The following is a 23,351-nucleotide window of genomic DNA, read 5'->3' on the forward strand; positions in this document are numbered from 1 at the left end:
CGCGCCGTCAGGGGGCCGAGCGGATCCGGTCGTACGCGGCGCCGACGCGGGCGACCACCTCGGGATGCCAGATGATCTCCCGGTACGCCAGCGTCTCGTAGGTCAGCGCCGAGATCGGGTCCATTGCCGGCGCCCGCAGGGCCATCTCCTTGTTGTTCATGGCGGACTCGGTCGACGTCTGGGCGATCGACTCCGCCAGGGCGGTCGCGGCCCGCACCACCGTGCCGGCCTCGACCAGGCGGTCGAGCAGCCCGATCCGCAGGGCCTCCGCCGCGTCCACCTTGTCGCCGGAGAACGTGAGGAGCTTGGCCTGGCTCAGCCCCACGATGCGCCACAGCGGCGAGAAGTACGGCGTCAGCCCCATCTTGATCTGCGGGTAGCCCATGACGGCGTTGGTCGCGCCGATCCGGATGTCACAGAAGACCGCGATGTCGCAGCCCCCGCCCAGCGCGGGCCCGGCCACCGCCGCGACGGTCGGCTTCGGGTAGTCCAGGAGTGTGCCGTAGGCCCGCATACACGCCTTCGAGTACGCCTCGCGCTTGCTCTTGTCGTCGAAGACGGACTGCAACGCGAGATCGAGGCCGGCGCAGAAGACGTCTTCGCCGCCGGTGAGCACGACGCAGGCCACACCGTCGTCGTCGCGCCAGGCGTCGAGGCAGTCGCTCACGTCGGCGAACAGCTCGAGGCTGAGCGCGTTACGCCGGTCGAGCCGGTCGAAGGTGATCCTTCCGACGCCGTTCTCTACGGAGGTCTTGATCTCGGTGAAGTGTGGCATGGGACCCCTTCGTCGCGGAACGCATCCGCCGGCGCAGTGCCGGACGGGGAAATATGTGAACGACCACTTGGCTGAGCCTATCGAACCAAAAGTCCCGCAGAATCGTCAATCCCAGCGTTGTTTCGCTAGCTCAGGGCGGCTATGGTTCATCGTCACTAGGCTGCTCCACGGCGCAGGGAGGCGACGATGGTGACGTTGGCGAGCGCGCTCGAAGGCTCGGCGGAGCGAGTGCCCGAGCGGACCGCGCTGGTGTTCGGAGACCTGCGGCAGACCTACGCGGAGCTCGACGCGACGGTCAACCGGGTCGCCGCGGCGCTCGCGGACGCCGGTCTCGGCGCCGGCGACCGGTTCGCCGTGATGGGCGTCAACACGCCCGGCTTCGTGTACGCGCTGTTCGCGACCGCCAAGCTCGGCGGGATCTTCGTACCCGTCAACCCGCGGTCCGCGCCGCCCGAGGTCGCGCACATCCTGCGCGACAGCGGCGCCCGCGTGCTCCTCGTCGACCCCGCCCTCGTCCCGGTCGCCACGTCGGCGATCGCGCAGCTCGGCGCCGAGACGGACCGGCCGGCCCTGCTCTGCCTCGGCCCCGCCGAAGGGCACACCGACCTCCTCGCCGAGGCGGCCGCGCGCCCCGCGGAGCGGCCCGCGTCGACCGTGACCGAGCAGGACGACGCCATGATCCTCTACACCAGCGGCACGACCGGGTTCGCCAAGGGCGTGCTCATGGACCACCACCGTCTGGTGTGGACTGGCGTCACCATCCCCATCGGCACCACGGGCATGACCGAAGGCGCGTCACTGGTGCACGTCGCCCCGCTGTACCACTCGGGGGAGATGACGATGATGCTGATCCCGGGCGTACTGGTCGGCGCCACCCACGTGCTCCTGTCCCACTTCGACGCGGCGACGGTCCTCGACACGATGGAACGCGAGCGCACCACGATCTTCTTCGGCGTCCCCACGATGTACCAGATGATGCTGGCCGAGCACCTGAAGCGCCCCCGTGACCTGACGGCCTGGCGCTCGGCGATCTACGGTGCGGCGCCGATGCCGCCCGAGGTGGCCGCGCGGCTGCAGGAGACCTTCAGCGGCGTGCGGCTCTTCTCTTGCTACGGTCCGACCGAGGCCGGGCCGAGCGGGTTCTTCTCCAACCCGGAGGAGGCGATCCGGCGCCCCGAGGTGACCGGCTACCGGGCGTTCCCGCTGATGCGGGTGCGCGTCGTCGACCCGGCGGGCAAGGACGTCGAGCCCGGTGCGGTCGGCGAGGTCCTGCTCGCCGGCGAGACGGTGATGAAGGGATACTGGCGCAACCCGGCCGCCACCGAGGAGGCGTTCCTCGACGGCTGGCTGCGCACCGGCGACCTGGCCCGGCTCGACCCCGACGGCGCCATGACCATCGTCGACCGCCTCAAGGACATGATCATCAGCGGCGGCCGCAACATCTACTGCGTCGAGGTCGAAAACGCCGTGGCGAGCCACCCGGCCGTGGCGGACTGCGCGGTGGTCGGGCGCCCCGATCCTGTCTTCGGGGAGACGGTGGTCGCCTGCGTCACCCTCGTCGACGGCCAGCGGCTGACCCTGGACGAGCTGCGCGCGCATTGCGCCGAGCTCATCGCCGACTACAAGCTGCCGCGCGAGCTCGTGTTCGGTCCCGTGCCCCGCAACCCGTCGGGAAAGATCCTCAAGCGCGTCCTCCGCGACAACCTCTCCCCACCGAGCTAGGGCCTGTATCAGATTCCTTGCCGGGCTGCGCCGGGCCCAGGCGTCAGGTGGTGGCGGGCGTAAGGCCACATACAACACCGGTATGCGACCTTGCGCCCGCCCCACCTGACGCCGCCTGGACTCCGGCTCGCACCGACAAACTCTCTGACCCGGGCCCGGATGAGTGGGCAATGTCCCCGACATCGCCCACCGAGGCTCCGGGCTGGGCCTAGCCGCTCACGGGCCGAGCCGCAGACCGATCAAGGACACCCCGGGCGGTCGTCGAGATCGTGGTACGTAGGTGCCTCGGGAGGGGCACGGGAATACCACGATCACGGCGCGTCGACCGCTTTGGGGCGGGCCGGGTACCGAGGCCGGGCGTGCGAGATCACGTCGGCCGTCAGGAGCGGGCGCTGCTTTGGATCTGAGCGGTTACGCCTTCGGGCGCGCGGTGTCGCGGGCCACGTCGATGCAGCCGAAGGCCGCGTGCTCCAGGCGGGCGCGGAACGCCGGATGGACCCGCATGTGGGCCGAGCCGGCCAGGTCGTTGATGACGCAGAGCGCGGAGAACACGTGCACGCGCGCCTGTGTCTCGGTGTAGTCGGGGCGTGCGGCCCGGGCGAGCTCGACCCAGCGCTCCATGAACGCCTTGTGCGAGCGGGTGACCCAGCTGTGCTCGTCGGGTGGGAGCTGGATCGATTCGTTCTGGTAGACGCGGAACAGGTCCCAGTGGGTGAGCGCGAGGTCGACGTGGTCGGTCACGAGCTGGCGCAGGACGCGGACCGGGTCGTCGTGGGCGGTCAGCGCGGAGTGCAGGTCCAGCTCGATCCACTCGGCGGCCCGGCGCAGCACGCCGACGAGGACGTCGATCTTGCGGTCGAAGTGGTGGTAGAGGCTGGGGCCGGCCATGCCCGCGGCCGATCCGATGTCGGTGAGGCTGACCTCCTGGTAGCCGCGCTCGGCGAACAGCCGGGCGGCGATGCCCAGCAGCTCCTCCCGGCGGGAGAGCCCGCCGTCGAACGGCTTCTTGGGCAGGACGTCGGGCGCCAAGCGGTCGTCGCCGACGTCGAGGTTGACCACGTGGATGGCGACGTCGCCCATCGTGGTCGCCAGGATCTTGGGGTCGAACCGGTAGCCGAACTGCGACGGCACCGCCAGCGCGGCCAGGGCCGACCGCGCGGCGAACTCGAGCGAGTCGGCGTCGAGGTGGGGACGCCGGAGCGCCAGCCGCTCGCGCAGCGTGCCGAGGATCCGGGCGAGCCGCTGCCGGATCGCCTTGCGCTGTGCCGGGGTCAGGTGGCGCAGCTCGCGGCGGACCAGGATCCACACGTCTTCGCGCGCCACGGCGGCCTCCGCGAGCGCCCGCAACGCGTCCTCCAGCGAGTCTCCGGCCTCGCGCAGGGCCTCCTCGACGACGTCCAGGCCGGAGGTGATGGCGGCGTGGAGCAGGTCGTTCTTGCTGTCGCAGTGGCGGTAGAGCGCCGAGGCGGTGATGCTGAGGGAGGCGGCGACGTCCTTCATCGCCACCATCGGGTAGCCACGCCGCTGAAACAGCCGGGCGGCCGCCCGGACGACCTGGTCACGCCGCTCGGGAATGGGCGGCCTGCCGCGGCGGCGCGGGGCGTACGTCCCTGGCATCGGACCCCTTTCCTGAACGCTCAAACAGGACCACGTTACTTGCCGGCGTCCCATCCTCCGAGCGGCAGCCCGGCGGCGAACTGCTTAGTCAGATTAAGTGACCGATGGGTAGACGGCGCTCGGGTTCTCCGACTACGGTCAGGCGACCAGCGCTTCCGGGACGCCGCACCCCCTTGACGTAGGGGCAGCGTGACGTCAGTCTCATATTGGTTAGTCATGTAAAGGATCCCCCCAGAGGCCCCCACGCCTCGTCGAGGAGGTCGGCAGTGATCTCACTGGCCATTACCGCGCTGTCCACGACAGCGGTGCTGGTTCCCCTGGTGATCTCGGTGAGCCTGCTCTTCCGGGTCAGCGGAGTGGTGAACTTCGGTACCGGCGGGTTCTGCGTCTTCGCCGGCGCCGCCTGTGCCACCTGGAGCGCGTCGAACGCGTTCACCGGCGTGGTGTTGACGCTGCTGGCGGGCGCCGTCCTCGGCGGGCTCTGCTACCTGGTCGCCATCTACCCCGCGCAGCGCCAGGGAGTGCCGGCGATCGGCCTCACCCTCGCCACCCTCGGCGTCGGCCTGCTGCTCACCTTCCTGACGCGCACCTGGTTCGGCGGTGAGCCCTCGATCGTGCAGCCCTGGCTCTCCGGATCGGTGACGATCGGGGACTACCAGACGGCGCGGCAGCGGCTGCTGGTCATCGTCCTCGCGGCGCTGCTGGTGGGCCTGCTCTACCTGCTGTTCGACCGCACGCTGATCGGCCGCGCGCTGACCGCCGTCGCCCACGACCCCGAACTGGCGAGCATGTACGGCATCCGCGCCCGGCGGTTCGAGATCCTCGCCTGGGTCGTGTCCGGCGTGTGCGTGATCATCGGCGGGATGTTCCAGGCCACGCTGGCCAGCGTCTCCGTGGACGTCGCGCCGACGCTGCTGGTCTACGCGCTGGTCGGGGCGGTGATCGGCGGACTGGGCAGCCTGTTCGGCGCCGTCGGCGGCGCGCTGATCGCGGGGATCGGCATGACCCTGACCGACGAGTACATCCAGACCGGTTACCACCTGACGGCGCTGTTCGTGATCTTGTCCCTTGTCCTCGTGGTGCGGCCGCAAGGCCTCTTCACCTTCCGCGGAACGGCGGAGCGGGTATGAGCGAGCGAAGCGAGCGAATCATCAGACAGAGCGCGTGCGGTGCCTCATGCCCGCCCGCAGCGAAGCGAGGACGGGCATGAGCTCTACTGTCAACGAGTCCAAAGCCGATCTGGCGCCACTGCGCACGGTCAAGCGCGGCGGCGGGCGGGCGGGCGTCCCGCGCTCGTGGCCGCACGTCGTCGGTCCGCCGTTGATCCTGGTCGCGGCCGGGCTGGCCACCTCGGGCAACGAGTACTACCTGCACCTCGCCACCGCGGCCGCCATCGCCTACGTCCTCACCGCGAGCTTCAACCTGATCTACGGGTACGGCGGCATCTTCAACCTGTCGATCATCATCACCTACGGGCTCGGGGCCTTCACCAGCGTCTGGCTCGAGGTCCGGTTCGACATGTCGTTCTGGCTGGCCACCGTCCTCGCACTGCTGGTGACCGCCGCGCTGTCCGTCCTCATCGCACTGCCGAGCAGCACGCTCAACGAGCTGTTCCTGGCGATCCAGACGCTCGCCTTCGCCCTCGCGCTGGCCGAGGTCCTGAGCAACTGGGACGAGTTCACCGGCGGGACGGTCGGCATCTACCTGATCCCGTCCCCCTCCTTCTTCGGCACCGACCTCATCGGCGGCCTGCCGGCGTTCTACTGGCTCACCGCCGTGGCGGTCGGTCTCGTCGCCGAGCTGATGCGGCGCATCCACCGCTCGGGAGTGGGCCGGCGGCTGGTCGCGCTGCGCGAGGGCCCGCGCGTGCTGGCCTCGGTGGGCGTCTCGCCCGCTTCGACCCGGCTGCTGGCCTTCGGCCTCTCCGGCGCGATGGCCGGCCTCGCCGGGGTACTGTTCGCGCACTTCCAGCTGGTCATCGAGCTGGAGACGTTCAACTTCAACCGCCTCGCCGCGCTGCTGCTGGCGACGATCCTGGGCGGCGCCGGCTATCTCTACGGGCCGCTGTTCGGCGTGCTGGCGCTGATGGTCATGGACGAGCTGTCGCTGGCCACCAGCCAGGCACAGGACCTCATCTACGGCGTCGGCGTGCTGGTGCTGGTGCTGGCGACCCGCGGCGGGATCGCCGGAGCGATCGAACGCCTGGTGCGGCGGCTCACCGGACGGCGCCGCCGCCCCGAGCCCGAGCTGACCGCCGACGGCCACCCGGCCACGCCCATCCGCGCGGCCGCCCGGGACGCCGCACCACCCGGCGGCCCACCCCGCGAGCTGGAGGTACGCGACCTGCGCGTGGCGTTCGGGGGCACGGTGGCCGTCGACGACGTCAGCATCGCGGTGCGCACGGGTGACGTCGTCGGGTTGATCGGACCCAACGGCGCGGGCAAGACCACCCTGCTCAACGCCATCACCGGCGACGTCCGGGTGGCCGGTGGCAGCCTCACGCTCGACGGTGGGAGCCTGCTCGGGATGCGGCAGCAGGACGTCGTCCGGCGCGGCGTGGGCCGGACGTTCCAGAGTCCCAAGGTCATTCCTGAGCTCACCCTGCTGGAAAACCTCATGATCGCCGGTGATGCGCGCGGCGGGGCCGGATGGGTGCGCCAGGTCGCCAACTCGCCCAGAAGCCGCCGGATCGAGCGGGAGACGCGCGAGCGCGCGCTCGGCCTGCTCGCCGACTTCTCGCTGTCGAGCCGGGCCCACCACCGCGCGGCCGACCAGCCGTACGGCGTGCTGCGGCTCGTCGAGGTGGCCCGCAACCTGATGCTCGATCCCGCCTTCATCCTCCTCGACGAGCCCGGCGCCGGCCTGACCGAGTTCGAGCGTGAGGAGATCGCCGCGACGATCCGGTCGCTCAGCGAGCGGCAGATCGGTGTGGTGCTGGTCGACCACAACATGCTTCTGATCACCTCGGCCTGCGACCGCGTCTACGTGCTCGACGCCGGCAGGGTCATCGCGGAGGGGCCGCCCGCCGAGGTGTTCGCCCGGTCCGCTGTCCGCGCCGCCTACCTCGGAGCCGTCGAATGAGTACCCCGCTTCTGGAGGCGCGCGACCTCTCCGTCTCGTACGGACGTCTCGAGCCCGTCCTGCGGCACGTCAGCCTGGCCCTGCGGCCGGGGGAGATCCTGGGTCTGGTCGGCATGAACGGCGCGGGCAAGACCACGCTGATGCGTGCCCTCTCCGGAGGTCTGAAGGCGCGCTCCGGTGAGGTGCTCTTCCAGAGCGCGAGCATCCAGGGCCGTACGACCGCGACCCTCGCCCGCGCCGGCCTGGTCATCCTCCCGGAGGGGCATCGCGTGATCCGTCCCCTGACCGTCGACGAAAACCTCGAGCTCTCCACCATGTCGCTGGGTCGGGGGCGGGTCAGGGCGAGGCTGAACGCCACCCGCGAGCTCGTCTACGGGCTGTTCCCCATCCTGCGGGAGCGCCGGCACCAGCTCGCCGGGCTGCTCTCCGGCGGCGAGCAGCAGATGCTCTCCCTGGCCCGGGCGATCGTGCAGGACCCCAAGGTGCTCCTGCTGGACGAGCCCTCTCTCGGCCTCGCCCCGATGGTCATCGACCGGATCTACGAGTCGCTCGGGTCGCTGCGGGACAAGGGAATCTCGATGCTCATCGTGGAGCAGAACAGCCAGCGGGTCGCGAAGACCTGCGACCGGCTGATCGTGCTCCGGGAAGGTGTGATCGCCGCCGAGGGAAGCCCGGACATGCTGGCCGGCGACCGGTTGCAGGCCGCGTACTTCGGTTGAGGCGGCCGCCTTCACGGGCGCGAAAACCCAATTCCTCAGGGATTTTCGAGCTACCGCGACGCCCGTCGTGGTCCAGACCGTCGCTCCCGCGGCCTCACCGTCCGCCGCTGGTCACGCTCGTGAGCGCCAGACCGTCGACCGGCCCGGGCGCGCCGGGCGGCTGTCGAGATCGTGGTATCTAGTGCCCTTTCGGGGTCAGGGTGATCAAAGCTCCCTTCAAGTCGTTCTAGCGACTTGAAGGGAGCTTCGATCACAGGCGGGGTGGACGCGCCGGACCCCGACTCCCTAGGGGTTTGGTCCAGATCGCGGGCTCACCCGTCCGCCGCGGTCACGCTTACTCCGTTCAGCCCCCAGACGGGATCCGGGCAGGGATGCGCGGCCCGCGCGGTGCCTGGGCCCGAAACGGGCCCGGCCCATCGGGCCTGGGCCCTGCGGATACATCGACCGTCGAGGGCAGGTGCCGCGCGTCCCGCTCGCCGCAGGCGCAGGGGTGACGCGGCCAACCGCGGACGGTGAGGCCGCGGGAATGCACCCCAAGAAAACGCTCCGCTGCGCTCCACGTTTCCCCGGGGACCCCGCGCGACGGTCCGGACCACGACGGACGTCGCGGTAGCCCACTGTCCCGGGTTTTGATCATGGCGAAAGGTTTGCGTCCTGGCCGGGCGACGCGCGCCGTGGCCACCCTGATCCAACGGTCTCCAGCGGCTCCATCAGGCCAGGCGGTCGCGCAGCTCCAGGAAGTCGCCGATCCGCATCGTGTCGCTCCCGGCGCCGAGCCGCGCCACCGCCGCGTCGAGGGAGTCGTGGTCCCAGTGGACGTCCCGCCGGATCTGGGTGAGCGGTCGCCACGACTCCATCCGCTTGACCGTGTTGCCGTGCACGACGAACACCTCGCCGCTGATCCGGCGGGCGCCCGGTCCGGCGAGGTAGACGATCCAGGGAACGATCCCCTCGGGGTCCCACTCGTCGACCTCGCCGGGGAGCGGGTCCATGTCCAGACCCACGCCCTCGGTCATCGGGGTCCGCGCCCGCGGGCAGATGGAGTTCGCCGTCACGCCATAGGCGGCGAGCTCGCGGGCGGCGACCTGGGTCAGCGCGATGATCCCGGCCTTGGCGGCCGAGTAGTTCGCCTGGCCGAAGGTGCCCCAGAGGCCGGCCTCCGACGACGTCGTGACGATCGCCGCGTCGACGGGGCTCCCGGTCTCGCGGGCCCGCTCGCGCCAGTGGACGGCGGCGAAGTGTATCGGGACGAAGTGCCCGTGCAGGTGCACGCGGACGACGTCGTCCCACTCCTTCAGGTCCATTTTGGCCAGTGTCCGGTCGCGGACGATACCGGCGTTGCACACCAGCACGTCCAGCGCGCCGGAGCGGGCCAGCGACTGCTCGATCAGCTCGCGCCCGCCGTCCCAGCTGGTGATGTCGGAGTGGTTCGCCTCGGCCGAGCCGCCCTCCGCCCGGATCTCGGCCACCACCCGGTCGGCGGTGCGCACGGTCGGGTCGCCGGGGGCGCGGCCGACGTCGTTGACCACGACGTGGGCCCCGGCCCGGGCGAGCGCCCGGGCCTCCGCGCGGCCGATGCCCTGGCCCGCTCCGGTGACGATGGCGACCTTGCCGGACAGTGTCATGCGGGAACCCTCCTCGGGAGTCAGTTGCTGGAACGAGCGGGGGAGGCTGCTAGAACGAGCGGGGGAGGCCCTGCGCCTCCGCGACCATGTTGCGCGCCATCTCGCCGGTGATCGGCGCGATGCGGTACAGCCGGGAGTCGCGCCAGTAGCGCTGCATGTCGGTCTCCATGGAGTAGCCCAGGCCGCCGAGCAGCTGGATGCCCCGGTCGGCGGCCTGGTTCGCGTACTCGGCCGACACGTAGTGGGCCAGGGTCGCCTCGACCCCGCAGGGCCGGTCCAGCGACTGCAGCCAGGCGGCCCGGCGCACCAGCAGCTCCGCCTGCTCACGCCAGGCGACCATGTCGGCGACGTAGTGCTGCAGCGCCTGGAACTGGCCGATCGGCTTGCCGAACGCCTGGCGCTCCTTGACGTACTGCAGCGCGTCCTCCAGCACCGCGTCGAGAACGCCGAGCGCGGACGAGGCGGTGATGATCCGTTCGTTGTTGAGCGTCGGCAGGAGCTGGTGCCAGCCTCGACCGCGCACCCCGATCAGCATCTCGTCGGGCACGACCACGTCGTCGAAGAAGACCTCGCAGGCCGCGAAGCTGCGCATGCCGAGCTTGGGGATGCGCCGGATGTCCAGTCCGGGCGTGGTCGTGGGGACCAGCACGGCGGTGAGCGCAGACCTGGACCGGCCGACCTCGTGGTCCTTGGCGAGCACGACGAGGTAGTCGGAGGTGTTGGCGCCCGAGGACCACACCTTCTGGCCGTTGAGCCGCCAGCCACCGGGAACCTTGTCGATCCGGGAACGCATCGCGCCGAGCAGGTCGGTGCCCCCGCTCGGCTCGGTGATCGCGATGGAGAAGCGGATCTCACCCCGCGCCAGCCGGGGAAGGTACTCGGCTTTCTGCTCCGCCGTGCCGTACGTCGAGAGGGTCTTGCCGCCGGCGAACGACGAGACGCCCCAGACGCCGGAGAGCCCGCCGAGGTTTCTGGTCAGCTCCCTGGCGAGGATCGACTGGGTCACCACGTCGCCGCCCTCGCCGCCGTACTCCGGGTCGATCCCGATGCCGTGGAATCCGGCCTTGGCCATGTCGTTCCAGAGGTCGACGGGGAAGACGCCGTCGGCCGCCTCGATCGCCCGGCACCGCTCTTTGGGGTAGTTGTCGTCGACCCAGGACCGCACGAGGCGGGTGAAAGCGACCTGCTCGGTGTCGAGGTCGAAATCCATCTCGGCGCTCCCTGGGGCGGTCCGCACAGCTGGTGGTAACCCTTGCGAGGATTTCATTAACCATGCAAACTATCAAGAGTTTGGCGGCGTCAAAGGCTTTCGCGCATCAGGGAGGACGGTCGTGACGACTGTGACCGAGGATGCTCGGGACGAGGCACGAGCCCAGCGTGAGGCGGCCTACGTCGATGCCGGTCTGTGGGACGACGAGCGGCTCGGTTGGCTCGTCTACCGGGTGGCGCGCGACTTTCCGGACCGCGAGTTCCTCTGCATCGACGAGCTTCGTCTCACCTACGGCGAGTTCACCTCCTGGGCCACGGCGATAGCCACGGACCTCGTCGCCAGGGGAGTGCGGCGGGGCGACCGCGTGCTCGTCCAGCTCGCCAACCGCGTGGAGGCGTTGCTGGCACAGGTGGCCGCGTTCCGGATCGGTGCGGTCTCGGTGCCCGTGGTCCCGATCTACCGTGAGCACGAGATGCGCCACATCGTCGCCGACTGCCGGCCGGCGGTGGTCATCGCCGGGCAGGACACCGCGACCCGGCGCCCCTGCGCGGAGTTCGAGCGGCACCTGGCCGGCGCCGGCCTCGACGGCACCGTCCGATACGTCGTCGGGGAGACGACCGTGCCCGGGTGGGCGCCGTTTCCGGCACGGCCGGACGGGCCGCGCGAGGAGGCCGGCCTCCCGGATCCGCTGGAGCCGGAGGCGTGCGCGCTCATCCTTTACACGTCGGGCACCACCTCGGCGCCGAAGGGCGTGATGCTGACCGGCCGGGCGTTCGTGGCCAACAACCGCAGCGTCGGCGCGCGGATGGCGTGGACCGAGGACGAGGTGTTCTTCTGCTGCGCGCCGCTGTCGCACCTGGCCGGCTTCGTCAGCGGCTTCGCCTGGCCGGTGAGCGTCGGCGCCCGTGTGGTGATCATGCCGAAGTGGGACGGCGACGCGGCCGCCCGCCTGATCGAGCGGGAGCGGGTCACGTTCACCACCGGCGCCGCGGTGTTCCTGCACGATCTGGTCCGCGGCTACCGCGACGGTCTGGGCGCGTCGCACCGCATCACCCGCTTCGTCAGCGGCGGCGCCGCGACACCGCCGGGCCTGATCCGGGAGGCGGACGCGCTCGGCGTGCACGCGATGCGGGGCTACGGCATGACCGAGACCGGCGGCGGGATCACCTTCCCCGGGCTCGACAGCGACCTCGAACGGCGGGCCGACTACGACGGGCGGCTCATCGACGGCACCGAGCTCGAGGCGGTCGACGCGTACCGGCGCCCGCTGCCGCCCGGCGCCGAGGGAGAGCTGCGCACCCGGGGGCCGCAGAGCCTCATCGGGTACACCGATCCGGCCCTCACCGCCGCGCAGGTGGACGAGGACGGCTGGTTCTACACCGGCGACGTGGGCACGGTCGACGCCGAGGGCTGGCTGCGCGTCACCGGCCGGATCAAGGACATCATCAACCGGGGTGGGGAGAAGTTCTCGGCGCGCGACATCGAAGAGGCGATCGTCGCGCATCCCGACATCGACCGCGCGGCGGTGGTCGGCGTGCCCGACGAGCGCTTCGGCGAGGCCGTCGGGGCGTTCGTCACGCTGGCGCCCGGGGTCACCTGGACCGGGCCGGAGAGCGTGCTCCGGCACCTGGAGACGTCGCGGCTCACCAAGCAGAAGTTCCCCACCGAGTGGTACGTCCTCGACGAGCTCCCGGCGACCGCCTCCGGCAAGATCCAGAAGCATCTCCTCCTGGAGCGTCGTTCCGACCAGAAAGGGAAGTCCACGCGTGGCACGTGAGGATCGCACTCCCGTCATCTGTGGCATCGGGCTGTCCGACTACCCGAAGGCCCCTCACCTCGACGCCCGGGGACACCAGGCCCAGGCCCTGCGGCGGGCGCTGGCGGACTCGGGTGTCCGCAAGCAGGACATCGACGGTCTGGCCGTCGCCGAGGCGTGGATCCCCGGCGTACCGGGCTCGGACCTGCCCGAGACCGCCGAGTTCCTGGGCATCGACGCCAGGTGGCTCGACGGCACCTACACCGGGGGATCGGCCTACGAGTTTCAGCTCCAGCACGCCGAGGCGGCGATCCGGGAGGGTCTGGCCCACACCATCGTGCTCGTCTACGGCAGCGACCTGCTGACCCGGCTGGGCCGGTCGCTCGGCACGGCCTACGGCCGCCCACCCATCGGGGCCCAGCAGTACGAGGCGCCGTACGGGAACCCGACCGTGGCGGCGTACGCGATGGCCGCCCAGCGGCACATGTACCAGTACGGCACCACGGCGGAGCAGCTGGCCCAGATCGCCGTCGGCGTCCGCGAGTACGCCGCCCTCAACCCGAACGCGATGTACCGCGACCCGATCACCGTCGACGACGTGCTGGGCTCCAGGATGGTCGCCGATCCGCTCCACCTTCTGGACTGCTGCGCGATCACCGACGGCGGCGGCGCGGTGATCGTCACCACCGAGGAGCGGGCGCGCGACCTCAGACAGCCGCCGGTCTACATCCTGGGCACCGCGGCCCGCCAGACGCACTGGTCCGTGAGCCAGGCCCCCGACCTCACCACCACGGCCGGCGCGCTCGCCGGCCCGGACGCCTTCGCCCGGGCCGGGCTCGCCCCGAAGGACGTCGACATGGTGATGCTCTACGACAGCTTCACCATCACCTGCCTGCTCCTGCTGGAAAGCCTCGGGTTCTGCGCTCCCGGCGAGGGCGGCGCGTTCGTGGAGGCGGGAAACCTGCGCAAGGGAGGTGCCCTTCCGATGAACACCGACGGGGGCGGGCTCTCCTCCTGCCATCCCGGGCTGCGCGGCATCTTCCTGCTCATCGAGGCCACGCGGCAGCTGCGCGGTGCCGCCGGCGACGCACAGGTACCGGGCTGCGAGGTCGCGCTGGCCGCCGGTTCGGGTGGCTGGCTGTCCACGATCGGTGTCTCGATCCTCGGAAGGAGTGCGCGATGACGCTCGAAGTGATCGATGTCGAGGACTGGGACCGGCCGCTGCCGGGAAACGACCCGCTCGCCAACGAGTACTTCCGGCTCTGCGCCGCCGGCACGCTCACGATCGAGCGCTGCCCGCAGTGCCGCTCCGCCCAGCACTACCCGCGCGGCATCTGCATGAGCTGCGGCGCGACGCCCGTGTTCGAGGCGGTCTCCGGCCTGGGCACGGTCTACACGTTCAGCGTCGTCCGGCAGAACGGCGTGCCGCCGTTCAAGGGCATGGTCCCGTACGTGCTGGCGCTGGTCGACCTGGACGAGGGTCCCCGGCTGATGGGAAACATCGTCGACTGCGAGCCCGGTGAGGTGGCCGTCGGCGCCCGGGTGCGGGCGTTCGTGATGCGGGCCAACCCGGACGTCGGCATCCCCCAGTGGCGCCTGGCCCGATGAGTCTCGACGTCGGGGTCGTGGGCCAGCCCTGGCCGCCGGAGCCGCGCACCTGGTCGAGCAGTGACGCCCTGCTCTACGCGCTGGGCGTCGGCGCGGGCTCGGACGAGCGCTTCGACGAGCTGGCGTTCGTCACGGAGAACTCCGCGGGCCGGCCGCAGCAGGTGCTGCCCTCCTTCGTGGTCACCCTGGCGTCGCTGGGTCTCGACCCGCGCCTCGGCGGCTTCGAGCTGAGCCAGGTGCTGCACGCGGGGATGGAGATCGAGCTTCGGGCCGCCCTGCCGCCGGAAGGGTCCGTCGAGGCGGACACCGTCGCCGAGGCGATCCTGGACAAGGGCCGAGACGCCATCGTGGTGCTGCGTACCACCCTCCGCGACCCGCACACCGGCGCGCCCGTGGCCGTGACCCGCAGCACCAGCCTCGTGCTGGGCGAGGGAGGTTTCGGCGGCGGGCGCGGCCCCGCGCCGGCCGAATGGCGACTGCCGGCCCGCGACCCGGACGCGAGCCTGCGGATGGAGACGCGCGTCGAACAGGCGTTGCTCTACCGGCTCAGCGGCGACCGCAACCCGCTGCACTCCGACCCGGTCGCCGCGGCGCGGGCCGGGTTTCCGCGGCCGGTACTCCATGGACTGTGCACGTTCGGCGTGGCCGCCCGCGCGTTGCTGCACGCCTACGCGGGCGGGGATCCCGGCCGGTTCGGCCGGATGGGCGTGCGGTTCACCGCGCCGGTGTATCCGGGCCAGGACCTGTTGGTGAACGTGTGGAAGACTGGCGGCGGCGTCCAGTTCCAGGCCCGCGCCGGCGACCGCGTGGTCCTCGACCGCGGTGTCTTCGCGCTCCGCGCTTCCTGAGCCTGTGTGAAATCCGGGTCACGATCCGATGACAGATCCTTGACGTGACCTGTGACCTGTGCAACTGTTTTGCATTGTTAAGTGATACGTGGATAGGTGGCGTTGTGAGCGCCGCGATGCCGGCCGGACCAGCGCGGCGGCTTGGGGACTGGGGCCTCTCCTCTCATCGGATGACATCGGCGAAGGGCACATTCCTGTGAAACGAATCCACGCGACCGCGGCGGGCATCTCCGCCCTCCTGCTGCTCCTGACGGCCTGCGGCGGCGGCGACGAGACCGGCCAGGGCGGCGAGGGCGGCGGCGAAGACCTCGTGGTGGCCGTCCCGGTCCCGCTCACCAGCGGCAACAGCGCGGCCGCCCAGATGATGCTCAACTCGGCGAAACTCGCGGTCAAGGACATCAACGCCGGCGGTGGCGCGGGCGGGCGCAACCTCGTCGTCAAGGAGTACGACGACAAGCTCTCCCCGGACGAGTCGGTCAAGGTGGCCCAGCGCGCGGTGACGGTGGACAAGGCCCAGGCGGTCGTCGGTGCGTACACGACGATCGAGGGACTGGCGATCCGCCAGGTGACCGAGCCCCGCAAGATCGTCTTTCTCGGTCCGTCGACCATCTCGCCGGCGTTCCTCGACAAGGCGGTCTATACCTACCGCGTCGGCCACGACCAGCGCGACTACCCGGTGCAGATGATGGAGCTGCTGACCAAGCTCGGTTACAAGAAGCCGGTCGTGCTCGCCGACGACGGGCCGACGGGCGCCACGCTGTTCGGCCCGATCGAGGAAGCGGCCAAGGCCGCCGGGCTCCAGCCCGCCGCCACCGTGAAGTACGCCCTCAACGCGACCGACCTCTCCGGCCCGATCGCCGAGATCAAGCGCTCGGGAGCCGACTCGGTGATCGCCATCGGCAGCTCCGCCGCCGACGCCGGCCTGGCGATGAAGACGATGGTGGAGCAGGGCGTGCAGACGCCGGTGCTCGGGTTCAGCTCGCTCATCGCGCCGGACGCCCTCAAGATCGGCGGCGACGCCTACACGAAGCTGCCGGCGATCTACACCTTCTCCAACATGCAGCCGTCGAAGCCGCAGTACCAGGAGTTCGCGAAGAAGTACGCCGACGAGTACAACAACGGCACGGAGGTGGCCCTGGTCGAGCAGGCCGGCGCGACGTACGACGCGTTCATGATCCTGGACAGGGCGCTCGACAAGACCGGCGGCGACACCGACGGGGAGAAGCTGGCGCAGGCCCTGGACGGCATGGAGCCCGTCGAGGGTGTGAGCGGCAAGCAGGGCTGCCAGATGAGCTACAAGGAAGGCCACAGCGCGTTCAAGCTCTGCCTCGTCGCCTTCAAGTTCGAAAACGGCAAGCCGGTCGAGCAGGCCGGCTGACCGTGCTGGCCGTGCGAGGTGTGCCCCGTCGGGCCGGCGGGGCACACCTTGTCCGCACCCGGAAGAGCCGCGTACAGCCGGCACCGGCGCCACGCCTTTCGCGTCCCGAGTCCTGCGTGGCGGGCTGCCCGCCGGCAGCGGTGTCCACCGTGGACATCCGGTCGGGAGGGCGGCTGCGGCGCGGCGGATTGGCCTTCGTGACGTCCGGGCCCGGCTCGCGCCGGTCGCCGGAGGTCCGATTAGGACGGTGCGGTGTCCAGGTAGGCGGATCCGTGGCGGAGCAGGGTGTGCAGCGCCGGTAGGGCCTGGGCCGCGAGGGGGGCGGGGTCGGCGCCGGGCGCGATGGTTTGGCAGGTGGCCCAGAGGTGGTCGTGTTCGGCGCCGAGCTGCCACAGCCGCGCGGTCAGCCGGTCCACGCGAACCCCTTGCTGGGTGTTGGCCAGGCCGATCCAGTAGCCGTCGAGGTCGTCGGGCTTGTTGCCGAGTCCGGCGCGCAGCGGCAGTAGCCGGTGGGCGCGGGCGAAGCCGGCCAGGTTCTGCGGTGGCACCTCGGCGGCCAGCCCGCTGGCCAGGAGCGCCTCGATCACGCCGGCCGTGGGCAGGCCCTGGGTGCGCAACGCGGCCTGGACCGTGCGGCGGGTCGGTGTGCCGCCGTCGGGTGTGCCGTGGGCGAAGACCCAGGCGGCGTACTGCCGGACGTCGTCGAGGCGGACGAAGCCGCGCCCGATCCGGATCTGCTGGTACCGGAACTCGCCGCGCGGGGAGAAGAACTGGCCGCAGTACTGGCCGACCGGCAACAAGGGCGCCTCATCGGGCATCGCTGGCCTCCTCGTGGCGGGGCGCCCGCGGGTCGGGCGCGTCCAGGTGAGCGGCTTCGACGGCGAGCAGCAGGTGCAGCACGTCGAGCAGGGCGTCCAGCAGCCGTTCGGGGTCGGTCTCGAAGCCCGGTGCCGAGTTGCGGGCCGCGCGGGTCAGGCCCTGGCAGGCCGACCAGAGGTCGGCGTGGATGGGCAGGCGGATCCAGAGCTGGTACACGTTCGAGTCCACCTTGACGAACGGGTTGGCCGGTGGCCCGATCCGGTGGAAACCAGGCTCCTGCGGGGTGTTGCCGAGCCCGGGTAGCTGCGGCACCACGCGGTGGCGGGCGGCGAAGTCGACGGCCTGCGACGTCCCGCGGCGCACGTACGTGACCAGCCCTTTGCGTCGCAGGCCGGCCAGCTGGGCGCGGGCGTCGGGGAAGTCGTCGCGTTCGGCCGCGGCCCCGGCGATGGACTGTGCCGTCCACGGGCGGTCCCGCCACCGCGCCTCGGTGGGGCCGTGCGCCAGCCGCCAGATCACGTACTCGTCCGGGCTCGTCATGTATGTGCGTCCGGCCAGCCGGATCCCGACCTCGGCGGGTGGCCCGGCGGCGGTGAACAGCGGCCCGAGCATCCGGCCGAGCGGCAAGACCAGCGGCTCCGGCTCCACCGCGCCGCTGGGCAGCGCGCGGTCCAACCGCTCCTCGTACCAGGTGAGGAAGTCCGGCTGGGGATGGATGCGCGGCGGCTGGCCGTCCCGGTCGAACTCCAGCACCCGCCCGCGGGCCGGCCCGGAGACCACGAGCAGCAGGTAGAACGTGCCGCCCAGGTGCGCCAGGGTCAGCGTGCCGGGCAGCAGGTCGTCGTCGCTGTCCTCGTCGGCGGTGAGGTAGCGGTCGATCCAGTCCTGGCCGAAGTCGACCCCGAGCGGGAGCGGGCAGGGCGCGGCCATCCCGCCGGGAGAGTCCCACCACAGCCCGCGGTCCCACTGCTCCAGCGGCAGGATCGGGTTGTCCGGCGCCCAGCCGCCGTTGCCGATCTCGGTCAGGAAGAGCCGGTACGCCTCGGGCAGCCGCACCCCGTGCTGGGCCTCGAACGCCGCGACCTGCTCGGCGGAGAGCGCCGGGTTCATCCGGCGCAGGCCGGCGGCCTCGGGTAGCCAGGCGAGCTTTCGCTTGATCCGGTCGACTTGATCCACGTCCACCCGGGTGAGGCTAACCCGGGCCGGCAAGATCCGCCCGCGACCCGCCCTGTTCCAGCCGACTCCTCGGGCCGCCGGCGCGGCCGGGTTCTCGCAAGCCAGGAAAACGGCGGAGCTCGGCCGCCGCCTGCTCGTAGCCTGAACCACCGTGCGCCAACGCCGTCCGAGCATCCAGGAGAGGTCCCGTGTCCATCCACATCGAGCCCTTCCGGGTACAGGTGCCGGAGTCCGATCTGGTCGACCTGCGCGCCCGCCTGGCGCGTACCCGCTGGCCCGAGCCGGCGCCGTCACCCGGGTGGTCACACGGCGTCCCGTTGGAGGTGATGCGGGACCTGTGCCGGTACTGGGCCACCGACTACCGGTGGCGAGCCGCCGAGACGCGGCTGAACGCGGTCCCGCAGTACCGCGTCGACGTGAACGGGGTGCGGGTACACGTGCTGCACGCGCGATCGGTACAACCCGGGGCGCTGCCGCTGGTCCTCACCCACGGCTGGCCCGGCTCGGTGCTCGAACTGGTCGGTCTCGTCGGGCCGCTGACCGACCCGGTCAGCCACGGCGGTGCGCCGGAGGACGCCTTCGACGTGGTGATCCCGTCCCTACCCGGGTACGGCTTCAGCGCCAAACCGACCGGTCCCGGCTGGGGCATCGAGCGCATCGCCACCACCTGGGCACAGCTGATGGCCGGCCTCGGCTACACCCACTACGGCGCGACCGGAAGCGACTGGGGCACCAGCGTCTCCAGCGCACTCGGCGCGCTGGTTCCCCACCAGGTGGCCGGCGTCCATCTCGTCCCGCCCCTGGCCGGCCCGGACCCGACGACGACCGGCGACCTCACCGACGCCGAACGGGACGCGCTGGCGCGGATGCACGAGCGCGGACGAACCTCGTCGGCGTACTCCGAGATGCACCGCACCGCACCACAGACCATCGGCTACGCCCTCCTGGACTCCCCGGCCGGCCTGTGCGCCTGGATGGCGGAGAAACTGATCGCCTGGAGCGACCACGCTCTGGGACCGACCGACGATCTGCCGGGGGCGTTGTCCCGAGATCAGATCCTCGACCAGATCACGCTGTACTGGTTGACCGGAACCGCCGCGTCCTCGGCACGGCTGTACGCGCAGAGCATCGAAAGCGTGTCGCGCTGGATCAGCGGCGCGTACGCCGAGCCGGTCCGCGTGCCGGTCGGCGCCTCCATCTTCCCCGCCGAGGTGCCGCGAACCTCCCGACGATGGGCCGCCCGCCGTTACCCCGACATCAGGTACTGGGCAGAACACGACCGCGGCGGCCACTTCCCGGCGCTCGAGGTGCCCGACCTGCTGGTCCAGGACCTGCGCGCCTTCTTCCGTCCACTCCGCTGACCGGCGCTCGATCGCGAGGGTACGGCGGATGCCAACCGCGGGCGGTGAGGCCGCGGGAGCAACGGTCCGGACCACCGCGGACGTCGCGGTAGCTCATGTCTTGGGATGGATCCTGCCCTTCGGAGTGGGCAGGGTGTCCGGCCGAACCGGTCCAGGTGCACAAGCGGCGCCCGGACGGGTCCGATGGAGTTGGCATGGTAGTAGACAATGGCGGCCGTGTCTGACATGTCTCCAGCGGCCGTTTCGCCGCCTTCCGCCGCTGGCCGGCCCGCGCCCTGGCTACGTTGGGTCGTGCTACCGGCCGTGGTCGTGGCGGCGATGCTCTGCGGGGCGGGTGCCGCCACCGCGGTGACACTCCTGGTCGTGCGCGACGAGCAACCACAGTCCACGCGCGAGTACGAGGTGAGGGTGATTCTGGACGTGGACCTTCCCGCTGAGCAGAAGGCGGCCGTCGAATCCGCGCTCTCCTCGCGATACCCCGCGGACACGATCGGCTTGGAAACCCGCGAGGAGGCGTACCAGCGGTTCAAGGAGACCTACAAGGACGACCCGGACCTGGTCGAGAGCGTTCGGCCCGAGAGCCTGCCGGAGTCGTTCGTGGTGACGACTACTGTCGAGGCGTTCGACTGCGCGGCACTGTCGCCGGTGGAGCGGATGGACGGCGTCGAGGCCATCCGAGTCTGGCAACCGGCCGCTGCCGGGCGCCCCTGCGCCGTGCTACTGGACTGCCCCTAACATGTCGACCATGCCCCTTGAGCCGCCGGCAGGCGCGCCCCCGCCCGGCGCACCGGCAGGCTGGTCGGCGCCGTGGCTGCGCTGGGTCGTGTACGCGGCCGTCGTCGTGGCCGCGTTCGTGGGCAGCGCGGTCGCCGCCACGACGGTGACGCTCCTCGTGGTGGACGACGGGCCGCCGGACGGCTACGTCGTGACCGTGTTTCTCACCGCCGAGATCACGACTGAGCAGAAGACAGCGGTGGAGTCGTCGCTGTCCCGTCTGTATCCGGCCGACAGCGTCCAGGTGGACAGTCGCGAACGGACATTGGCGAGGCTTCGCGAGGTCGGCGGCGACTTGGGCCTCGCCGACGAGACGGCGGCGGTAGCGGAGTCGTTTCGCGTCGAGATCCCCGACCGATCGATTGACTGCGCGGCACTGGCTCCCGTGGGGAAGCTGGCCGGGGTGCGATTGGTCATCGTGGTCCAGCCACGCGCCGAGGGCCGTCCCAACGCCCTCCTCCTGGACTGCCCCTAGCCAGGGGAGTGGGCGCGGCGGACGTGCAGACCCGCCGCAGAGGTTCGAAGGCGGCGGGTCAGGCGTGGTCCCAGCGCTCGGCGTCGGCTCCCCACCGGGACGGCGCTGCCTGACGTGCGTCGTCTGGGCTCACCACCTGCAGGTCGGCCGCGCGGACCTTCACGACCGGTACATCGAATGCGAACTCCACGTTCGACCCGTCCGCGAACGAGACCGTCACGTGGGTGTCGGGACCTGCCGGGTGGTCGTCCATCCATTGCACGTGGACGACCTCAGCCGTCAGGGACCCGTCCGGACGCACCAACGCGAATCCCTCAAGGTCGCCCTGGGCAACGTCCGGATGGAGCCGTCTGCGTCGTTCCGCGAGCTGCTGCTCTCGCCAGCGCCGTCGTGCGTCGGTGTTCGCCACGCAGAGCATTCTTCAACGGGCCGCGCAGGCCGTAAACCCCGCGGTGTGCACGTACCAGTCGTGGCTCTCGCGCGACCACAACCGCCGCAGTGTGCGGCCGGCGTTGGGGTTGCGCGCTCGCTTCCGGCCTGGCGAGATTGCCGGCTTGCGGCTGACCAACTCCGGTCTTGGCCCCGGCGGTACTCACCGGCACCGCGGTGTGGTTGGACGGTGTGCCCGTCGGACCGTTCGACCAGCAGACCTCCAACCGTATCCGGGGTGAGGCGCGGCCCCGCCCGTCCGCGCACACCTTCTCCGGCCGCGACGTGCTGGCCACCGGCTACGACGACTATCTGCTCTGGGTCCCTGACTACGACCCGACGGTCGACTGGCACGCCGAGTTCGCCACCCTGCTCCAGGAGCGGATGACCGTGGAGATCCGCTACACCTCGCTGTACGGGGAGAGGACGTGGACGGCCCGCTGGCCCGCGTCCGGACGTGCGGCTGACGAGCCGGACCTCGGCGGCTGGTCTCAGTATGAAAACGAATGAATGCAATCGTATGCGCAGCCGAGTATGGTCCGGTCAGGCCGGGTGGAACTCGATGTGAGGGAGCGAGGGATGAGGACCCGTCTCAGGTGGCCCGTCCTAGCGGCCACGGCGACTCTGGTCGTCGCGGCTTGCAGCCCAGGGGCCGATGATTCCAGCGACGACCAGGCCGTCGCGGCGGCTACCACCGGATGCGCCAGCAGCGGCGAGTTGACGATGTGGGAGCGCTCTGGCGGCAACAAGCAGATGGTCGACATGCTCGTCGAGGCATGGAATGTCAAGAATCCCGACTGCCGGATCAAGCTGACCTACATCCCGCACACGGAGATGGTCGGCAAGATCGCTCAAGGTATCGCGTCCGGTGAGGTGCCCGACCTGATGGGCATGGACCTCATCTACGCGCCGCAGTTCGAGAAGGCGCAGCAGCTCGTCGACCTCACCGACCGGATCAAGGAGTGGCCGGAGCTGAAGACGGCGAGCAAGGGGCACATGACGGTCGCGACGTACGAGGACCGGCTGTACGGCGTGCCGCTCTACGCCGACGTGTCGGCGCTGTTCTACAACAAGGACCTGTTCACCAAGGCTGGTCTGGATCCGGACAAGCCGCCGACGAGCCTGACCGAGCTGCGCCAGTACGCGGACAAGATCACCGCGCTGGGCGGTGACGTCAAGGGGTACTACCTGCCGGGCAACTGCGCCGGCTGCAACATCTTCACCGTCGGGCCGCTGATGTGGGCCTCGGGCGCGACGATCGAGGCGAAGGCGAAGGGCGACGAGCCGCTGGTCGGCGACGGGGTCAAGCAGGTGCTCCAGTTCGCCCGGGACATGGTCCAGGCGGGCAACGTGCACAGCGGCGACCGCACCGAAAACGGCGAGACGTTCCACCTCCAGTTCGGGTCCGGCAAGGTCGGCATGATGGGCACCGGCAACTTCAACATCACGCTGGCCCGCCAGCAAAACCCGGGCATGAAGTTCGGCATCGCGCTGCTGCCCGGGATGGCGCCGAACTCGTCCGCGTCGTTCATCGGCGGCGACCTGGTGGTCGTGCCGCGCGGCAGCGAGCGGGTGGCCGACGCGGTCAACGTGATGAAGTTCCTGCTCTCCGACGAGGTGCAGGTCGAGGTGTACGCCAAGGCGCTCAACCTGACCACCCGCACCGACATGGTCGACAACAAGTACTTCCAGGCCGAACCGCTCGTGCAGGACGTGGCGAAGGCGCTCGAGGTCGGCCGTACGCCGTACACGCTGACGTTCTTCGAGCAGATCAACTCGCCGCAGGGTCCGTGGCTGAAGATGCTCCAGCGCGCCTACTACACGGACGACGACCTCGACACCGTCATCGCGGACGCCAAGAAGGCGATGAAGGACATAGCCGGCCAGTCCTGACCGGCCACGCCGCCTGACCGCCACACCCACGTGGCCGCGCCCCATCGGATCCCCGCCCCGGTGGGCGCGGCCGCCAACCCCGTGG

Annotated in this window: 21 protein-coding genes; 14 read left to right on the plus strand and 7 right to left on the minus strand. The window is 70.8% G+C overall.

Annotated features, from left to right (window positions below; translation table 11 throughout):
• Positions 1-7: 7 nt before the first annotated feature.
• Complete coding sequence (locus RB614_RS23465; protein ID WP_308714760.1) at positions 8-775, minus strand: enoyl-CoA hydratase/isomerase family protein; 768 nt, start codon at positions 773-775, stop codon at positions 8-10.
• Between the two features lie 186 nt (positions 776-961).
• Between RB614_RS23465 and RB614_RS23470 the strand changes: the two genes are divergently transcribed.
• Positions 962-2,497, plus strand: a complete 1,536-nt coding sequence (locus RB614_RS23470; protein WP_308714761.1) for a class I adenylate-forming enzyme family protein — start codon at positions 962-964, stop codon at positions 2,495-2,497.
• 411 nt (positions 2,498-2,908) lie between these two features.
• Here the strand turns inward: RB614_RS23470 and RB614_RS23475 are convergent, their stop codons facing one another.
• Positions 2,909-4,114: a TetR/AcrR family transcriptional regulator gene (locus RB614_RS23475; RefSeq protein WP_308714762.1), complete on the minus strand. Its 1,206-nt coding sequence runs from the start codon at positions 4,112-4,114 to the stop codon at positions 2,909-2,911.
• 266 nt (positions 4,115-4,380) lie between these two features.
• Between RB614_RS23475 and RB614_RS23480 the strand changes: the two genes are divergently transcribed.
• The 3 genes from RB614_RS23480 to RB614_RS23490 all read left to right on the plus strand — a co-directional run bounded on the left by RB614_RS23480 (position 4,381) and on the right by RB614_RS23490 (position 7,914).
• On the plus strand, positions 4,381-5,244 hold the full coding sequence (locus RB614_RS23480; RefSeq protein WP_308714763.1) for a branched-chain amino acid ABC transporter permease: 864 nt from the start codon (positions 4,381-4,383) through the stop codon (positions 5,242-5,244).
• A gap of 76 nt (positions 5,245-5,320) precedes the next feature.
• Positions 5,321-7,195, plus strand: a complete 1,875-nt coding sequence (locus tag RB614_RS23485) for a branched-chain amino acid ABC transporter ATP-binding protein/permease (protein ID WP_308714764.1) — start codon at positions 5,321-5,323, stop codon at positions 7,193-7,195.
• Positions 7,192-7,914, plus strand: a complete 723-nt coding sequence (locus RB614_RS23490; protein ID WP_308714765.1) for an ABC transporter ATP-binding protein — start codon at positions 7,192-7,194, stop codon at positions 7,912-7,914. Before RB614_RS23485 ends, RB614_RS23490 begins: the two co-directional genes overlap by 4 nt.
• A 710-nt stretch (positions 7,915-8,624) precedes the next feature.
• On the opposite strand, the gene RB614_RS23495 is transcribed toward RB614_RS23490, so the two are convergent.
• Entirely contained in the window at positions 8,625-9,539 is a 915-nt protein-coding gene (locus tag RB614_RS23495) for an SDR family NAD(P)-dependent oxidoreductase (protein ID WP_308714766.1), read from the minus strand.
• A 49-nt stretch (positions 9,540-9,588) separates the two neighbouring features.
• On the minus strand, positions 9,589-10,749 hold the full coding sequence (locus RB614_RS23500) for an acyl-CoA dehydrogenase family protein (protein WP_308714767.1): 1,161 nt from the start codon (positions 10,747-10,749) through the stop codon (positions 9,589-9,591).
• Positions 10,750-10,870: 121 nt separating this feature from the next.
• On the opposite strand from RB614_RS23500, the gene RB614_RS23505 reads away from it, so the two are divergent.
• The 5 genes from RB614_RS23505 (at position 10,871) to RB614_RS23525 (ending at position 16,339) form a co-directional block, all read left to right on the plus strand.
• A complete protein-coding gene (locus tag RB614_RS23505) occupies positions 10,871-12,526 on the plus strand; it encodes a class I adenylate-forming enzyme family protein (protein WP_308714768.1) in 1,656 nt (551 codons plus the stop codon).
• Positions 12,516-13,688: an acetyl-CoA acetyltransferase gene (locus RB614_RS23510; RefSeq protein WP_308714769.1), complete on the plus strand. Its 1,173-nt coding sequence runs from the start codon at positions 12,516-12,518 to the stop codon at positions 13,686-13,688. The genes RB614_RS23505 and RB614_RS23510 overlap by 11 nt, the downstream gene beginning before the upstream one ends.
• A complete protein-coding gene (locus RB614_RS23515) occupies positions 13,685-14,113 on the plus strand; it encodes a Zn-ribbon domain-containing OB-fold protein (RefSeq protein ID WP_308714770.1) in 429 nt (142 codons plus the stop codon). Before RB614_RS23510 ends, RB614_RS23515 begins: the two co-directional genes overlap by 4 nt.
• Positions 14,110-14,961: a MaoC family dehydratase gene (locus tag RB614_RS23520; RefSeq protein ID WP_308714771.1), complete on the plus strand. Its 852-nt coding sequence runs from the start codon at positions 14,110-14,112 to the stop codon at positions 14,959-14,961. The genes RB614_RS23515 and RB614_RS23520 overlap by 4 nt, the downstream gene beginning before the upstream one ends.
• Positions 14,962-15,157: 196 nt before the next feature.
• Positions 15,158-16,339 (plus strand): ABC transporter substrate-binding protein, encoded by a 1,182-nt coding sequence (locus tag RB614_RS23525; RefSeq protein WP_308714772.1) that lies wholly within the window; start codon positions 15,158-15,160, stop codon positions 16,337-16,339.
• Positions 16,340-16,578: 239 nt separating this feature from the next.
• Here RB614_RS23525 and RB614_RS23530 read toward each other — a convergent pair whose 3' ends face one another.
• Positions 16,579-17,157: a hypothetical protein gene (locus tag RB614_RS23530; protein ID WP_308714774.1), complete on the minus strand. Its 579-nt coding sequence runs from the start codon at positions 17,155-17,157 to the stop codon at positions 16,579-16,581.
• Positions 17,147-18,340 carry an SMI1/KNR4 family protein gene (locus RB614_RS23535; protein WP_308714775.1) on the minus strand — a complete coding sequence of 398 codons (1,194 nt, stop codon included), beginning with the start codon at positions 18,338-18,340 and terminating at the stop codon, positions 17,147-17,149. The genes RB614_RS23530 and RB614_RS23535 overlap by 11 nt, the downstream gene beginning before the upstream one ends.
• A gap of 182 nt (positions 18,341-18,522) precedes the next feature.
• On the opposite strand from RB614_RS23535, the gene RB614_RS23540 reads away from it, so the two are divergent.
• The 3 genes from RB614_RS23540 (at position 18,523) to RB614_RS23550 (ending at position 20,944) form a co-directional block, all read left to right on the plus strand.
• Positions 18,523-19,695 carry an epoxide hydrolase family protein gene (locus RB614_RS23540; RefSeq protein WP_308714776.1) on the plus strand — a complete coding sequence of 391 codons (1,173 nt, stop codon included), beginning with the start codon at positions 18,523-18,525 and terminating at the stop codon, positions 19,693-19,695.
• A 291-nt stretch (positions 19,696-19,986) separates the two neighbouring features.
• Positions 19,987-20,430, plus strand: a complete 444-nt coding sequence (locus RB614_RS23545; RefSeq protein ID WP_308714777.1) for a permease-like cell division protein FtsX — start codon at positions 19,987-19,989, stop codon at positions 20,428-20,430.
• A 10-nt stretch (positions 20,431-20,440) separates the two neighbouring features.
• Positions 20,441-20,944, plus strand: coding sequence for a permease-like cell division protein FtsX (locus tag RB614_RS23550; protein ID WP_308714778.1), 504 nt, complete (start codon positions 20,441-20,443; stop codon positions 20,942-20,944).
• Positions 20,945-21,002: 58 nt separating this feature from the next.
• On the opposite strand, the gene RB614_RS23555 is transcribed toward RB614_RS23550, so the two are convergent.
• Positions 21,003-21,353, minus strand: coding sequence for a hypothetical protein (locus RB614_RS23555; protein ID WP_308714779.1), 351 nt, complete (start codon positions 21,351-21,353; stop codon positions 21,003-21,005).
• A gap of 212 nt (positions 21,354-21,565) precedes the next feature.
• Here RB614_RS23555 and RB614_RS23560 point away from each other — a divergent pair, with 212 nt between their 5' ends.
• Positions 21,566-21,883 carry a hypothetical protein gene (locus tag RB614_RS23560; protein ID WP_308714780.1) on the plus strand — a complete coding sequence of 106 codons (318 nt, stop codon included), beginning with the start codon at positions 21,566-21,568 and terminating at the stop codon, positions 21,881-21,883.
• A gap of 213 nt (positions 21,884-22,096) precedes the next feature.
• On the plus strand, positions 22,097-23,266 hold the full coding sequence (locus tag RB614_RS23565; protein WP_308714781.1) for an ABC transporter substrate-binding protein: 1,170 nt from the start codon (positions 22,097-22,099) through the stop codon (positions 23,264-23,266).
• Positions 23,267-23,351: the final 85 nt, after the last annotated feature.

The sequence above is a fragment of the Phytohabitans maris genome, assembly GCF_031085175.1.
In the GTDB taxonomy this organism is placed as follows: domain Bacteria; phylum Actinomycetota; class Actinomycetes; order Mycobacteriales; family Micromonosporaceae; genus Phytohabitans; species Phytohabitans maris.